The organism is Geodermatophilus sp. SYSU D01105 (assembly GCF_054050095.1).
Map to the genome: position 1 here is coordinate 149422 of NZ_JBJGYR010000011.1, position 14900 is coordinate 164321.

Sequence of the window (14900 nt, forward strand, 5' to 3'; positions counted from 1 at the left end):
CGGCGTCATCGCCCGCGTGGAACCCTAGGGGGGTATAGTTCCTCGGCGAGAGCTCCCGAGCCGCCTGGAGGAACAGCGTGGACAGCGCGCCACACGGCTACATCCACCGCAAGGACGACTACCTCAAGCGGCTGCGCCGCATCGAGGGTCAGGCCCGTGGCCTGCAGCGCATGGTCGAGGACGAGAAGTACTGCATCGACATCCTCACGCAGGTCTCGGCCATGACGAAGGCGCTGCAGTCGGTCGCCCTCGGCCTGCTCGAGGAGCACATGGCGCACTGCGTCGTCCAGGCGGCGCAGGCCGGCGGCCGCGAGGCCGACGAGAAGGTCCGCGAGGCCTCCGAGGCGATCGCCCGCCTCGTCCGCTCCTGACACTCCCCCCGGAAGGAACCCCCGTGAGCACCGCCACCTACACCGTCGTCGGCATGACCTGCGGCCACTGCGTCAGCGCCGTCACCGAGGAGGTCTCCGCCGTCCCCGGCGTGACCGCGGTCGACGTCGACCTGGCCACCGGCGGGCTGACCGTCACCAGCAGCGAGCCGGTCGACCAGCAGGCCGTCCGGGCCGCCGTCGAGGAGGCCGGCTACGAGGTCGCCGGCAGCTGACCCCGGCGCCGCGCACCCGCCCGTCCCCCGCGAGAGGAACGCCATGAACACGCCGGCGAAGCTGGCCGCGGTCACCGCGGGCCTGGGCGCCGTCTTCGCCGCTGCGGTCGGCGTGGGCGCCGCGGTCGGCCCGATCGGCGCCCCGGCACCGCACGGCACCACCGCGTCCCCGGGGACCGCCGCGGCCGCGGAGGCCACCGAGGCCGTCGGCGGTCTCTCCGTGGCCGAGTCGGGGTACGTCCTCGACGTGCTCGACGAGCAGCTCCCCGCCGGGGCGGCGACCCTCGCGTTCCGGGTCCTCGGCCCCGACGGCGCCCCCGTGCTCGACTACACCGAGGAGCACGAGGAGGACCTGCACCTGGTCGCCGTCCGCCGCGACCTCAGCGGGTACCAGCACGTGCACCCCGAGCTCGACGCGGACGGCACCTGGCGGGCGCCCCTGACCCTGACCCCGGGGAGCTGGCGGGTGGTCGCCGACACCACCCCCGCCGCGCTCGGGGAGGACCTCACCCTCGGCGCCGACGTCGAGGTCGCCGGCCACGTCCAGCCGCAGCCGGTGCCGGACCCGGCGCCGGTCACCGGGGTGGACGGCTACACCGTGGTCCTGACCGGCGACCTCGCCGCCGGCGCGGAGTCCGAGCTGACCTTCAGCGTCAGCCGGGACGGCCGGCCGGTCACCGACCTGCAGCCCCACCTGGGCGCCTACGGCCACCTCGTCGCGCTGCGCGACGGCGACCTGGGCTACCTGCACGTCCACCCGCTGGAGCCCGACGACGGCACCACCCCGGCCCCGGGCCCGCACGTCGGGTTCGCCGCGACCGCGCCGTCCGCCGGCACCTACCGGTTGTTCCTCGACTTCCGGCACGACGACACCGTGCACACCGCCGCCTTCACCGTCCGGGTCGAGCCCGGCGGGGCGGCCGCCACCCCCGACGCGCCGGCCGGCCACGGCCACGGCGCCTGAGGAGTCCCCGTGACCACCACCCGGCCCCCGGACGGCGAGCTCGAGCTCGCCATCGGCGGCATGACCTGCGCCTCGTGCGCCGCCCGCATCGAGAAGAAGCTCAACAAGCTCGACGGTGTGACCGCGACGGTCAACTACGCCACGGAGAAGGCGAGGGTCAGCTACGGGGGCGAGATCACCCCGGCCGACCTGATCGCCACGGTGGAGAAGACCGGCTACTCCGCGACGCTGCCCCGTCCCGAGGCCCAGCCCGAGGAGCCCGACGACGACCCCGTGCGCCCCCTGCGCACCCGGCTGGTGGTCGCCACGCTGCTCACCGTGCCGGTGGTCGCCATGGCGATGGTCCCCGCGCTGCAGTTCGAGTACTGGCAGTGGCTCTCGCTGACCCTCGCCGCGCCCGTGGTGGTGTGGGGCGGGCTGCCGTTCCACCGCGCCGCCTGGACCAACCTGCGCCACGGCGCCGCCACGATGGACACGCTCGTCTCCCTGGGCACCGGCGCGGCGTTCCTGTGGTCGCTGTACGCGCTGTTCCTGGGCAGCGCCGGCGAGCCGGGCATGACGCACCCGTTCGAGCTGACCGTCTCCCGCGGGGACGGCGGGGCGAACATCTACCTGGAGGCCGCCGCCGGGGTCACCACCTTCCTGCTGGCCGGGCGCTACGCCGAGGCCCGCTCCAAGCGGCGGGCCGGCGCGGCGCTGCGCGCGCTGCTCGAGCTCGGCGCCAAGGAGGTCTCGGTGCTGCGCGGCGGCGTCGAGCGCCGGGTGCCGGTGGACCAGCTCGCCGTGGGCGACGAGTTCGTCGTCCGGCCCGGGGAGAAGATCGCCGCCGACGGTGAGGTGACCGAGGGCGCCTCGGCGGTCGACGCCTCGATGCTCACCGGCGAGTCCGTCCCGGTCGAGGTGGGTCCCGGCGACGCCGTCGTCGGCGCCACGGTCAACGCCGGTGGCCGGCTGGTCGTGCGGGCCACCCGGATCGGTGCGGAGACCCAGCTGGCCCAGATGGCCCGGCTGGTCGAGGAGGCACAGAACGGCAAGGCCGAGGTGCAGCGCCTGGCCGACCGGGTGTCGGGGGTCTTCGTCCCGATCGTGCTGGCGCTGGCGGTGGCGACCCTCGGCTTCTGGATCGGCGCCGGCGCCGGCCTCGCGGCCGCGTTCACCGCCGCGGTCGCGGTGCTGATCATCGCCTGCCCGTGCGCCCTGGGGCTGGCCACGCCGACCGCGCTCATGGTCGGCACCGGCCGCGGCGCGCAGCTGGGCATCCTGATCAAGGGGCCGGAGGTGCTGGAGTCCACCCGCGCCGTCGACACCGTCGTCCTGGACAAGACCGGCACGGTCACGACCGGCCGGATGACCCTGCGCGACGTGGTCCCCGCCGCGGGCGAGGACGCCGGCCGGGTGCTCGCCCTGGCCGGCGCGCTGGAGTCGGGATCGGAGCACCCGATCGCCCGCGCCGTCGCGGCGGCCGCCGCCGAGCGCACCGGTCCGCTGCGGCCGGTCGAGCAGTTCGCCAACGTCGAGGGGCTCGGCGTGCGCGGCGTCGTCGACGGCACCGCGGTGCTCGTCGGGCGCCCCCGCCTGCTGGCGGAGGAGTCCGTGCCCGTCCCCGGCTCGCTGGAGACGGCGCGCGCCGCGGCCGAGGCGGAGGGGTGGACGGCGGTCCTGGTCGCCTGGGACGGCGCCGCCCGCGGTGTCCTCGTGGTCGCCGACGCGGTCAAGGAGACCTCCGCGGAGGCGATCGCCCAGCTGCGCGACCTGGGGCTGCGGCCGATCCTGCTGACCGGCGACAACGAGGCGGTGGCCCGGTCGGTCGCCGCGGAGGTCGGGATCGACGAGGTCGTCGCCGAGGTGCTGCCGCAGGACAAGGTGGCCGTCGTCCGCCGCCTGCAGGCCGAGGGCCGGGTCGTGGCCATGGTCGGTGACGGGGTGAACGACGCCGCGGCCCTCGCCGCGGCCGACCTCGGCCTGGCCATGGGCACCGGCACCGACGTGGCGATCCAGGCCTCGGACCTCACCCTGGTGCGCGGCGACCTGCGCGCGGCCGCCGACGCCATCCGGCTCTCCCGCCGCACGCTGGCCACGATCAGGGGCAACCTGTTCTGGGCGTTCGCCTACAACGTCGCGGCGCTGCCGCTGGCCGCGGCGGGGTTGCTCAACCCGATGATCGCCGGCGCCGCGATGGCGCTGAGCTCGGTGTTCGTGGTGACCAACAGCCTGCGGCTGCGCCGGTTCACCCCGCTGCCGGGCAACGCCGCCGCGACCACCGCCGTCCCGGCCGGACGCCGGGCAGCGGTCCGGGCCGCCTGAGCCCCGTCCCCGGGCAGGCTCGCCGCCTGAGACCCGTCCCCAGGCAGGCTCGTGCTCTGCCTGCCCCGGGTACGCAGAGCACGAGGTCCGGCCGCACCAGCCGGCGAGGAGGGGGCACCATGACCGGAGAGCACCGACGCCGTCGCCTCACCCGCCTGATCGCCGGCGCCGGCGCGGCCTGGGGCACCGCCCTGTTGGCCGCGCCGGATCGGGTGACCGACGCGCTGTGCCCGGAGCTGCCGCGGGACCGGCGCCGGGTCGTGCGGGTCCTCGGCGCGCGCATGGTCGTCCAGCACGTGACCCTGCTGGTCGCGCCGGGGCGGCCCGTCCGGCCGATCGCGGCCGCGGTCGAGGGCCTGCACGCGGTCAGCATGCTGCCGCTGCTGGGGCGCCCCCGCTACCGGCGCGCCGCCCTCGTCAGCGGGGGCATCGCGGCGGTGTCCGCGGTCGCGCTGGGCGCCGCGCCGGCGGGCCCGCGCTAGACGACGGCGGGCAGGAGGAGCAGCGCGGTCGGGACCAGGAGCAGCAGGCCCGCCGACAGCAGCGCGGCCACCCGGGCCCAGGCCGGCAGCGGGGACGGCGGCTCGAGCAGCCGCACCACGCGCTCGCGAACCCCTCCCCCGGCCACCGCGAGGGCTCCACTGGGCACGGCCGCGCCACCCGCCCCACCGGCCACGGCGACGATCGCCCGGGCCAGCGTGCGCCGCGGCGCGGCACCCGACAGCGACCCCAGCGCGACGTCGTCGGCGCGCATCTCGACCAGCGTCCGGACCGCGGCAGCCGCCCGCGCGGCCGCCGGCAGCACGGGCAGCGCCGCCTCCCAGGCGAGGAACGGCAGCAGGTAGAGGTGGTGGTGCTCGCGCAGGTGCGCCCGCTCGTGGGCGACGACGGCGGCGAGCTGGTCGTCGTCGAGCTCGGCGACCATGCCGGAGGAGAGCACCAGCAGCGGCCGGGCACCCGGGATGCAGAAGGCCACCGGCGCCGGGTGCTCGAGCAACCGGGCGTCCGGGAGCTCGTGCGGCCGGACCACCAGCTCCAGCAGCTCGCGGTGCCGGCGGCGGGCGCGCGTGGTCCTCACCCAGGAGAGCAGCAGCACCCCGACCAGCTCCGAGGCGAGCACGCCGGCCAGCGTCAGGGTGACCCAGTGGTCGCCCCGGACCGGCTCGTCGGCGGGGTGTGCGGTGAGCACCGACCAGGCCGCCTCGGGCAGCGAGTGGCCCCACGGCGCCAGCCCGTGCACGAGCAGCGCGCCGATGATCGACAGGCCACCGGCCAGCCCGATCGCCTGCCAGCACACCAGCGCCACGAGCGGGTCCCGCCGGGGCCAGCGGGCACGGGACAGCAGCGCCGGCACCGGCCAGGCCAGGAGGGCGGCCAGGACGGCGAGGGCGGCCGCGGTGGCGGGCAGCATCGGTCAGGGGCGGCGGGCGGCTGGATCAGCTCCGTCCGGTCAGCGGTCGTCGTCCGGACCGGCGGCAGCCAGCAGCTCGCGCAGCAGCCGGGCCTCGTCGGCGTCGACACCGCCGACGAACCGGGCCAGCACCGCCTGCCGGTCCCCCGCCGAGCCGAGCACCTCGTGCATGAGCTCGGCGGCGTGCTCCTCGCGGGTGGCTCGCGGGCGGAACCGCCGCGGCCGGGCGTCGTCGTGCTCGACGAACCCCTTCTGCTCCAGCCGGGTCAGCACCGTGTGGACGGTGGTCAGCGCCAGCCCGCGGTCGGCCAGGCCGTCGCGCAGCTCGGTCGCCGCGACCGGACCGTCCGCCGACCACAACCGGTCCATGACGGCGCGCTCCAGCTCACCCAACGACGCCACGGGTCCTCCTGTCCTGCGGATCACACGAGCTTCTTCTACGTGTCGTAGAAAAGCGTCTTCTACTGGGCGTAGAAAGAACTCGACCGATCGTACGTCGCCCAGTGAGGAGAGCGGCCGTGGACGTCCTGGACGTGGCGCGCTGGCAGTTCGGGATCACGACCGTCTACCACTTCCTGATGGTCCCGCTGACCATCGGGCTGGGGATCCTGGTCGCGGTCATGCACACCCTCTGGGTGCGCACCGACAAGCCGGAGTGGCTGCGGATGACCCGCTTCTGGGGCCGCATCTACCTGATCAACTTCGTGCTCGGCGTCGCCACCGGACTGGTGCAGGAGTTCCAGTTCGGCCTGGCCTGGAGCGAGTACAGCCGCTTCGTCGGCGACGTCTTCGGTTCGCTGCTGGCGCTGGAGGCGCTGCTCGCGTTCTTCCTCGAGTCGACGTTCCTGGGCCTGTGGATCTTCGGCTGGGGCCGGATCCCGAAGAGGGTGCACCTGGCCGCGCTCTGGGCCGCGGTCATCGGCTCGATCGTGAGCGCGTACTTCATCATCGCGGCCAACTCCTGGATGCAGCACCCCGTCGGCGTGGTCGCCGACGACGCGACGGGCCGCCCGGTCCAGGTCGACTTCCTCGCCGTCCTGACCAACAACACCGCGCTGGCCGCGTTCAGCCACGCGATCGTCGCGGCACTCATGGTCGCCGGCGCGCTGCTGGTCGGCATCGGCCTGTGGCACCTGCGGAGGCGGGAGCTCGCCGGGCAGCCCACGACGGACGTCGACCACGCCGTGTGGCGGCGTTCGGTGCGGCTGGGCGGCTGGGTGTCGCTGGCCGCGTTCGTCCTCGTCGCCCTCACCGGCGACTGGCAGGGCAAGCTCATGTACGAGCAGCAGCCGCTGAAGATGAGCTCGGCCGAGGCGCTGTGCGAGACCGAGGCGCCGGCGTCCTTCTCGGTCTTCGCGTGGGGCAAGCTCGGCTCCAACGAGTGCGACGACGTCCACTCGATCACCGTCCCGTACCTGCTCTCCTACCTGGCGCACGGCGACTTCTCGACCGCCGTCCCGGGCGTCGACGAGCTGCAGGAGGAGTACGCCGCGGTCTACGGCGAGACCTACCCCGACGACCCGTCGCGGTTCGGCGCGCTGGCCGGCGAGGAGATCGACTACACCCCGCTGCTCGGCGTCACCTACTGGAGCTTCCGGCTCATGATCGGCATGGGCGCGGTCTCGGCCGGGGTCGCCGCCTACGCGCTCTGGTCGACCCGCCGCGGCCGGGTGCCGACGTCGCGGATCGGCGTGTACGGGTCGCTGCTGGCGGTGGGCGCGCCGTTCCTGGCCAACGCCACCGGGTGGGTCTTCACCGAGATGGGCCGCCAGCCCTTCGTCGTCTACCCGAACCCCGACGTCCCGGTCGACGAGCAGGTGTGGTTCTTCACCGCCCAGGCGGTCTCCCCCGGCATCACCGCCGCCGAGGTCTGGACGTCGCTGTCGGTGCTGACCCTCGTCTACGGCGCGCTGGCCGTCGTCGAGCTGTGGCTGATCGGCCGCTTCGTGCGCCGCGGGGTCACCACCGGCGACGCCGCCCCCACCCCCGGCTCCACCCCCGAGGGGACGCCGGACGACGACCTGCCGGCCGGCCGCGACGGCACCCGCACCGACGACGACGTCCTCTCCTTCGCCTACTGACCTCGGAGCTCACCATGGACCTGCAGACCCTCTGGTTCGTCGCCGTCGCGGTGCTCTGGACCGGCTTCCTGCTGCTCGAGGGCTTCGACTTCGGCGTCGCCGCGCTGCTGCCGGTGCTCGGCCGCCGCCCCGCCGATCGGCACCTCATGCTGCGCACCATCGGCCCGCTCTGGGACGGCAACGAGGTCTGGCTGATCACCGCCGCCGGCGCGGTCTTCGCCGCCTTCCCCGGCTGGTACGCCACCTGGCTGCCGGCGCTCTACCTGCCGTTCGTGCTGGTGCTGTTCGGCCTGATCATCCGGGCCGTCGCCTTCGAGTGGCGGCACTCCCACTCCACCGAGACGTGGGACGCGACCTGGACCCGGGTCATCACCGCGGGCTCGCTGATCGCCGCCCTCGGCATCGGCGCCGCGCTGGGCGCCACCACGCTCGGCCTGCCGATCGACGCCGACGGCAACCGGGTGGGCGGCGCGTTCTCCGGGCTGGGCTGGTCGGCGCTGCTCGGCGCGGTCGCCGTGCTGGCCTTCTCGGTGGTGCACGGCGCGATGTTCCTGACACTCAAGACCGACGGGCCGGTGCGGCTGGCCGCCCGCCGGTTCGCCGCCCGGTGGGCGCCGGTGGCCGCGGTGCCCCTGCTGGCCTGGGCCGCCGTGGTGCACCTGCGGTACGGCACGGCCGCGACCGGGGTGCTGTGGCTGGTCGCCGCGCTGACGGCGGTCCTGGCGTGGGCGCGGATCCGGGTCGGGCGCGAGGGCCAGGCGTTCGCCGCGTGGGGCGCGATGCTGGTCACCGCGGCCGCGACGGTGTTCGGGGCGGCCTACCCGGTCGTCGTCCCCTCGACGATCGACCCGGCGTTCGACGTCACCGTCGCCGACGCCTCGGTCAGCGACTACACGCTCACCGTGATGACCTGGGCGGCCGGGATCGGCCTCCCGGTGGTGCTCGCCTACCAGGCGTGGACCTACTGGGTGTTCCGCAGGCGGCTGACCGCCGAGCCGGTGCACGCATGAGCGCCCGGGAGCGCGGGCCGCTGGCGCCGCTGGCCGGCGTCCCGGGGCTGACCGGGGCGCTGGTGCGGCAGGCCGCCGCCGCGTTGGGCCAGGTCGCCGGGCTCGTGCTGCTCGCCGCCGGGCTGGCGCACGCCGTCGCCCGCGCCGCCGGCCTGGCCGAGGGCCCGCTGGCCGGGCCCCTGGTGGCGGCCGCGGCGGGTGCTGCGCTGCGGGGAGCCGCCGGGTCGGTGGGTGCGCTGCTGGCCGACCGGGACGCCCGCCGCGCGGAGGACCGGCTGCGCGCCGATCTCGTGGCGCGGCTGGCCGGCTCCCCGGCCGCAGTCGCCGCGGCGGGTGGACCCGGCCCCGCGGCGGTGCTGGCCACCACCCGGCTGGCCGACCTGGGCCCCGGGCTGACCACGTACCTGCCCGCGCTGGCCCGGACCCTGGTCGTCCCGCCGGTGCTGCTGGCGGTCCTCGCCGGGACCGACCTGCTCTCGGCCGCGCTGGTCGCGGTCACCCTGCCGCTGGTGCCGGTGTTCATGGTGCTGGTCGGCCTGACCACCCGGGACGGCACCACTGCCGCCGCCCGCGCGCTCGACCGCATCGCCGCGCACGTCGCCGAGCTGGTCCGCGGCCTGCCGGTGCTGGTGGGCCTCGGCCGGGCGGCCGAGCAGGCCGCCGCGCTGGCCGAGCTCGGGGACGCCTCCCGCCGCCGGACGCTGGCCACGCTGCGGCTGGCCTTCCTCTCCTCCCTCGTGCTGGAGCTGCTGGCCACGCTGTCGGTCGCCCTCGTCGCGGTGACCGTCGGCCTGCGCCTGGTGCACGGCGACATGGCGCTGGCCGTCGGCCTGACCGCTCTGCTGCTGGCCCCCGAGGCGTTCGCGCCGCTGCGCGCGCTGGGCGCCGCCCACCACGCCTCCGAGGACGCCGCCCTGGCCGCCGCCGAGGCCCGGGCGGTGCTGGCCCCTCCGGTCGCTCCCCCGGCCGCACCGCGGGAGGACGGCGACCCGCGCGGGGCCGACCTCGCCGTCACCGGGCTGACCGTCCGCTTCCCCGGCCGCGCCGGGCCCGCCCTCCCGCCGGTCGACCTCGCCGCGCGCCCGGGCGAGCTGGTCGCCGTCCGCGGGGCCAGCGGGTCGGGCAAGTCCACGCTGCTCGCCGTCCTGGCCGGGCTGAGGGACCCGTCGGCCACGGTCGAGGGAACGGTCACCGGCGTGCCGGGCGGCGGCGTCGCGTACGTGCCCCAGCACCCGCGGACCACCGGGGAGACCGTCGCCGACGAGCTTCGCCGGCACGCGGGCTCGGACTCCGGTGTGGACGAGATCGCCGGCGAGGCGTTCGTCGTCGAGGCCCTCGAACGCGTGGGCGCGACCGCGCTGGCCGGACGGCGGTGCACCACCCTCTCCCCCGGCGAGCTGCAGCGGGTGGCGTTCGCCCGCGCGCTGGTGCGGGTCCGGCGTGGCGCGCGGCTGCTGCTGCTCGACGAGCCGACCGCGCACCTGGACGACGCAGCGGCGGCGCGGGTGGCCGCGGTGCTCGCCGGCCTGCGCGGCACGGTCACCGTCGTGCTGGTCACCCACGACCCCGCGCTGGCCGCCCTGGCCGACCGCAGCGTGACCCTGGCTGCGACACGTGCACACAGCGCCGTGCCCATCCCCGCCGGGACGACAGCACGTGCACACACCCCCGCACCGATCCCGGCCGGGACGACAGCACCTGCACTCACCGCCGCACCGGCCGCGGCGGCGTCGGGGACGGGCGGCCTGCGCTGGCCGCGGCGGGCGCTGGCCCGGGCCGTGGCCGCGGGCGCCGCGTCGGCGGGCGCCGGCGTCGCGCTGACCGCGGTCTCCGGCTGGCTGATCGTGCGGGCCGCCGAGATGCCGCCGGTGCTCACGCTGATGGTGGCGATCGTCGGGGTGCGCGCGTTCGGCCTCGGCCGGGCAGGACTGCGCTGGGTGGAGCGGATGACCGCGCACGACGCGGCGCTGCGGATGGCCGCCGACCTGCGGGTGCGGGTCTGGCAGGCGCTGGCCGACCAGGGCGTCGCCGCGGACCGGACGCCGGGCTCCGCGCTGGCCCGGGTGGTCGGCGACGTCGCGCTGGTGCAGGACCTGTCGGTGCGCGTCGTCCCGCCGGCGCTGGTCGCCGGCGCGGTCACCGCGGGAACCGTGGGTGCGCTGGCCCTGGTGTCCCCCGCCGCGGCGGTCGCGGCCGGACTGGTGCTGCTGGCCACCGTCGCGCTGGTCGCCGTCGCGCACCGGCGGGTCGACGCCGGCACGGCCCGGGCCGAGGGGGCGCTGCGCGTCGCCGCGCTGCGGGACACCACCACCGTGCTCGAGGGCGCCCCGGACCTGCGCGCGCACGGGCTGGCCGCCCGCACCGCGGCCGACCTCGCCGGAGCGGCCGCCCGCAGGTCCGAGGCTGCCGGCACCGGCGCCCGCGCGGGCGTGCTCAGCGAGGGCCTGGTGGTCCTCGGCACCGGCCTGGCGGCGGTCGCCGCCGCGTCGGCGGGCGCCGCCGCGGGCGTCGCCGGCCCGGCCGTCGCGGTGCTCGCCCTGGCCCCGCTCGCGCTGGCCGAGCCCCTGACCGGCCTGGTCGCCGCGCTGCAGCGGCGCGGCGCCCTCGCCGACGCCCGCGGCCGGCTCGACGCCGTGCTGACCGCGCCGGCGCCGGTCGACCCCGCCGACCCCCTGCCGGTGCCCGTCCCCGCCGAGCGGCTGGCGACGACGGAGCTGACCGCGGGCTGGCCGGGGGGACCGGACGTGCTGCGCGACCTCACCACGCGGGCGAGCGCCGACGGCGGCTGGCTGGTGGTCCGCGGGCCGTCGGGGGCGGGCAAGTCGACCTTCCTCGCCGTCCTCCTGGCCGCGCTGCGGCCGCGGGCCGGGGTGTACACGGTGGCGGGCGTGCCGGCCGACCGGCTCCCCGGGGACGGCGTGCGGTCGCGGATGGCGTGGCTGCCCCAGGAGGCGCACGTCTTCGCCTCCACCATCCGCGCCAACCTGGCGGTCGCCGCACCGCGGGGCGAGCTGGCCGGTCCGGACGGTGAGGCCCGCATGCGCGCTGCCCTCACCGCGACCGGGCTCGGCGGGCTGCTGGCCGGTCTCCCCGACGGCCTGGACACGCCTGTCGGCGCCGGCGGGACGGCGCTCTCGGGGGGCGAGCGACGCCGGCTGGCCGCGGCGCGGGCGCTGCTCGCCGACCGCGACGTCGTCCTGCTCGACGAGCCGACCGCGCACCTGGACCCCCCGACCGCCGCCGCCCTCGTGCGCGACCTCCGCGGCGCGCTCGCCGGCCGGGTGGTCGTCTGCGTGACGCACGACGACGACGTGGAGCGGCCGGGTGACACCGTCGTCCGGCTCGGGGCGCCGGTGGCCGCGCCGGCAGCCTGAACGAGGACTGTCAGACCCCCTCGGCAGGCTGCGGCGCATGGACGCGCCCTTCACCGGTTCGGTCTTCCTCGGCATGAGCGTCGACGGGTTCATCGCCCGCCGCGACGGCGACCTCGCCTGGCTCACCGGCGGCGACGAGGCCGGCGGCCCGCCCGACGACGGCGCCGGCGGCGACTTCGGCTTCTCCGCGTTCGTGACCGGCATCGACGCGCTGGTCATGGGCCGCAGCACCTACGAGGTGATCGCCCCGATGGACGAGTGGCCGTACCAGGGCAAGCCGGTGCACGTGGTCAGCACGACGCTCGAACCGGACGCGGACGAGCGCATCACCGTGCACCGCTCCTTCGACGACGCGGTGACCGCACTCACCGCGGCCGGGTACCGCCGGGTCTACGTCGACGGCGGCCGGATGGTGCACTCCTTCCTCACCGCCGGGCTGATCGGCGACCTCACGCTGTCGCGGGTGCCGGTGCTCATCGGCGAGGGGCTCACCCCGTTCGGCGCGCTGCCGGCCGACGTCCCGCTCGAACACGAGCGCACCGAGGTCTTCCCCGGCGGCATGGTGCAGACGACCTACCGGGTGCGCCGGGAGGGGTGATCAGGCGGCCGCGTTGTCCGGCCGGGCGCGCACGACCTCGAAGCCCGGGGACAGGGGCAGGTCCCCGTCGATGAGGACCGGGACCCCCGGCGGAGGGCCCAGACGGCCGGTACCGACCACGGCGGCGCGGTCGTCCCCGGTCATCTGCGCGAGCATGCGCTGGTACAACTCCGGGCGGATGCGGATCTCCCGCGGCGGCGCGGCTCCGGTGCTGACGGCGAAGGCGACGATGTCTCCGGCGATGTCCGGCCGGACCCAGTGGACGCTGCTCATGGCGGCCCTCCTGCGTGGCCCGCCCGCGCCTTGGTCCGACATCGGGAGGCCCTGGTCTGTGCCTTACCCGTCACACAGAACGGTCCCACCCGGAACCGGCACGCGGACAGGGATCTCCGGCCCTAGTCGCGCTCCCTGCCGCAGCTGGAGGCCGTCGCCGGACCAGAAGCTGCCCGGGTCGTAGGCGTTGCGCGGACGGCGGCCGTCCAGCAGCCCCATCGCGGTGTAGGTCGCGGCCACCAGCTCGGCGCAGTACACGGTCTCGGCCGACGTCGTCCGCCGCACGCGCCCGCCCAGCCAGCCGGCGACCAGGCCGCGGGTGGTGGGGAACGGCCGGCCGTCGAGCCGGGCGATGGTCCGCAGGACGGCGTCCTCCATCTCGGAGGTCACCCCGCCGTCGTCGGCCGGGCCGACCAGCTGCCGCAGCCACGCCCGCTGCCCGTAGCGGTGCCGCCACGTGCTGACGGCGTCGGCCAGGTCGTGCAGCTGCACGCCGCGCTGGTGCTGCCCGGTCCAGACGTCGGGGAGCGAGCGGCCCAGCTCGGCGTGCCAGAGCAGCGGCGGGAGGTCCTCGAGGACCACCGCCATCCCGACGTGGTTGACCGGCGCGTTGGTCAGCGCCCGGATCGCCCGGTCGGCCACGGAGGCACCGCGGAAGACCCAGACGTCGCCGGTGCGGGTGAGGTCGACCGCCTCGTCCAGGGTCAGCTCGGGCACGGCGCTACGTTACGGATCATGCGCCCCTGGAAGCTGCTCGGACTGGCCGGCCTCGCCGGCGTCGCGGCCACCGGGGCGGTGCTCGCCCGCAACGAGCGCCAGCGCCGCGCGCACACCCCCGACCAGATCCGGGCCCGGCTCCGCGAACGGCACGCGGTCCTGGCCGACGTCCCCGAGCCGGTGCCGGCCGAGGAGCTCAGTGGCGGACGGCGGCACGCGCTCGCCCGGCTGTTCCGCCGGCGCTGACCCACCGGCGGCCGTCAGGCCCGTGGGACGAGCGCGCCGCGGACCGGTCCACCGCCCAGCCGGGTCCGGTCAGCCCCGGTGGAGGACCAGGCCGGCGTGCTCCACGTGCGCGTCCTCGGTGTAGAGACCGAGGTGGCCGCCGCGGTAGGGCCGCTCCCGGTCGGTGAAGCGGGTGAGCAACCGGCCGTCGCCCCACGCCTCGATCGTGGCGCCGGTCTGCCGGATCCGGACCGTGTGCCACGTCCCCACGGGGAAGGTGGGGCTGTCACCGGTCGCCAGGAAACGCTGGGCGCCGGGGTAGGCCGGATCCTCCTTGCCCAGCTCCCAGCCGTTCGGCTTGAGCACGAGGTAGTAGAAGTGCTGGTCGTCGGTGTACGCCCACAGCGCCCACGGCACCTCCCAGGGATTGGGCTCCGGGCTCCGCAGCTGACTGACGGTCCGCTGCCGGACGGTGAAGTCGACGTCGCCGTACTCCGCCACGGTGACGGCCAGCGCTCCGTGCGTGGCCTCGGCGGACGTCGCGGGCGCCGGGTGCTGTGAGAGCACGGGCGACTCCCCGGGCTCCACCCTGGTCGTGCCGTAGCCGTCGTAGACCGACCGCCAGGCACCCACCTGGGTGCCGTCGACCCAGCGCGTCCCCGTGGGCAGCAGGGGGAACGAGACGCCCGCGAGCGCGCTGTCGGCCGTGGCTGCCCCCGGGGTCGATGGCTCACTCCTCGTCACCCCTCCCACGCCGCCCAGGATCGGGCCGGCCGGGGCGTCCGCGCACGTCGTGCACTCGGGTGCCGCCGCGCCGGGAGCCGCAGGCGTCGGCTCGGCCCTGGAGGCGTCCGTCGGTGCTGGAGCGACCTCCGCGGGAGGGGTGGCGGAGGCGGGTGCCCCGGGGCCGGGCCCGGCCGCCCGCAGGGCGCCCGCCCCGGGCTCCGACTCCGCGGGTCCCGCGCTGCCGAGGAGGACGGCCACCACGACCGCAGAGGCGGCACACGCCACCCCGGCCGCTCGGGACACACGCATCCGGGAAGTCCAATCCGACGGGGGCAGGCCGTCCCGGACAGCCACACCTGCCGCAGCCCACCTGCTCGTTCCACCATCGGTCAGGAGGTCCCTGGAGTTGAGCCGGACAGCGGGAGTCGGGCGCAGCGGTCATCCCGGGGGACAGGTCGCGGCGGCCCGGCTCCGGGTGTGGGCCGGCGTCACCCCGTCGAGCGGGCTCTCCAACGCCGGAGGTCGTCCGACGCAGGCGGCCGTGGGTGACGACGCCGCCGGCCGGCGGACACCCGATCCAGCGCCTGCGCGGTTCCGTGCACGTCCCCGGAGT

Annotated in this window: 15 protein-coding genes; 10 read left to right on the forward strand and 5 right to left on the reverse strand. The window is 76.5% G+C overall.

Annotation, left to right across the window (positions count from 1 at the left end):
- The first annotated feature begins 77 nt into the window (after positions 1–77).
- From ACI79I_RS12725 to ACI79I_RS12745, 5 genes are all read left to right on the forward strand, one after another.
- Complete coding sequence (locus tag ACI79I_RS12725; RefSeq protein ID WP_456992700.1) at positions 78–371, forward strand: metal-sensitive transcriptional regulator; 294 nt, start codon at positions 78–80, stop codon at positions 369–371.
- Positions 372–394: 23 nt separating this feature from the next.
- The gene (locus tag ACI79I_RS12730) at positions 395–604 is read left to right on the forward strand and encodes a heavy-metal-associated domain-containing protein (RefSeq protein WP_456992701.1); all 210 of its coding nucleotides are present in this window, start codon (positions 395–397) and stop codon (positions 602–604) included.
- A gap of 43 nt (positions 605–647) precedes the next feature.
- Entirely contained in the window at positions 648–1568 is a 921-nt protein-coding gene (locus ACI79I_RS12735; RefSeq protein ID WP_456992702.1) for a hypothetical protein, read from the forward strand.
- Positions 1569–1577: 9 nt separating this feature from the next.
- Positions 1578–3872, forward strand: coding sequence for a heavy metal translocating P-type ATPase (locus ACI79I_RS12740; RefSeq protein WP_456992703.1), 2295 nt, complete (start codon positions 1578–1580; stop codon positions 3870–3872).
- A gap of 119 nt (positions 3873–3991) precedes the next feature.
- Positions 3992–4354 carry a hypothetical protein gene (locus ACI79I_RS12745; RefSeq protein WP_456992704.1) on the forward strand — a complete coding sequence of 121 codons (363 nt, stop codon included), beginning with the start codon at positions 3992–3994 and terminating at the stop codon, positions 4352–4354.
- Here ACI79I_RS12745 and ACI79I_RS12750 read toward each other — a convergent pair.
- Together ACI79I_RS12750 and ACI79I_RS12755 are read right to left on the reverse strand one after the other, a co-directional pair.
- Positions 4351–5283 (reverse strand): M56 family metallopeptidase, encoded by a 933-nt coding sequence (locus tag ACI79I_RS12750; RefSeq protein ID WP_456992705.1) that lies wholly within the window; start codon positions 5281–5283, stop codon positions 4351–4353. The genes ACI79I_RS12745 and ACI79I_RS12750 overlap by 4 nt on opposite strands.
- A gap of 39 nt (positions 5284–5322) precedes the next feature.
- A complete protein-coding gene (locus ACI79I_RS12755; protein ID WP_456992707.1) occupies positions 5323–5685 on the reverse strand; it encodes a BlaI/MecI/CopY family transcriptional regulator in 363 nt (120 codons plus the stop codon).
- A 116-nt stretch (positions 5686–5801) separates the two neighbouring features.
- Between ACI79I_RS12755 and ACI79I_RS12760 the strand changes: the two genes are divergently transcribed.
- The 4 genes from ACI79I_RS12760 to ACI79I_RS12775 are packed head-to-tail and all read left to right on the forward strand — an operon-like array spanning position 5802 to position 12346.
- On the forward strand, positions 5802–7364 hold the full coding sequence (locus ACI79I_RS12760; protein ID WP_456992708.1) for a cytochrome ubiquinol oxidase subunit I: 1563 nt from the start codon (positions 5802–5804) through the stop codon (positions 7362–7364).
- A 14-nt stretch (positions 7365–7378) separates the two neighbouring features.
- Positions 7379–8374 (forward strand): cytochrome d ubiquinol oxidase subunit II, encoded by a 996-nt coding sequence (gene cydB / locus ACI79I_RS12765; RefSeq protein WP_456992710.1) that lies wholly within the window; start codon positions 7379–7381, stop codon positions 8372–8374.
- A complete protein-coding gene (gene cydC, locus ACI79I_RS12770) occupies positions 8371–11748 on the forward strand; it encodes a thiol reductant ABC exporter subunit CydC (protein ID WP_456992711.1) in 3378 nt (1125 codons plus the stop codon). The genes cydB and cydC overlap by 4 nt, the downstream gene beginning before the upstream one ends.
- A gap of 37 nt (positions 11749–11785) precedes the next feature.
- Positions 11786–12346, forward strand: a complete 561-nt coding sequence (locus ACI79I_RS12775; protein WP_456992713.1) for a dihydrofolate reductase family protein — start codon at positions 11786–11788, stop codon at positions 12344–12346.
- On the opposite strand, the gene ACI79I_RS12780 is transcribed toward ACI79I_RS12775, so the two are convergent.
- Both ACI79I_RS12780 and ACI79I_RS12785 read right to left on the reverse strand, forming a co-directional pair.
- Positions 12347–12619 carry a hypothetical protein gene (locus ACI79I_RS12780; protein ID WP_456992714.1) on the reverse strand — a complete coding sequence of 91 codons (273 nt, stop codon included), beginning with the start codon at positions 12617–12619 and terminating at the stop codon, positions 12347–12349. It lies immediately after the preceding gene.
- Positions 12620–12682: 63 nt separating this feature from the next.
- Positions 12683–13336 (reverse strand): hypothetical protein, encoded by a 654-nt coding sequence (locus ACI79I_RS12785; protein WP_456992715.1) that lies wholly within the window; start codon positions 13334–13336, stop codon positions 12683–12685.
- Between the two features lie 18 nt (positions 13337–13354).
- Here ACI79I_RS12785 and ACI79I_RS12790 point away from each other — a divergent pair, with 18 nt between their 5' ends.
- Positions 13355–13582 (forward strand): hypothetical protein, encoded by a 228-nt coding sequence (locus ACI79I_RS12790; protein ID WP_456992716.1) that lies wholly within the window; start codon positions 13355–13357, stop codon positions 13580–13582.
- 69 nt (positions 13583–13651) lie between these two features.
- Here ACI79I_RS12790 and ACI79I_RS12795 read toward each other — a convergent pair whose 3' ends face one another.
- The gene (locus ACI79I_RS12795) at positions 13652–14314 is read right to left on the reverse strand and encodes a family 16 glycoside hydrolase (RefSeq protein WP_456992717.1); all 663 of its coding nucleotides are present in this window, start codon (positions 14312–14314) and stop codon (positions 13652–13654) included.
- Positions 14315–14900: the final 586 nt, after the last annotated feature.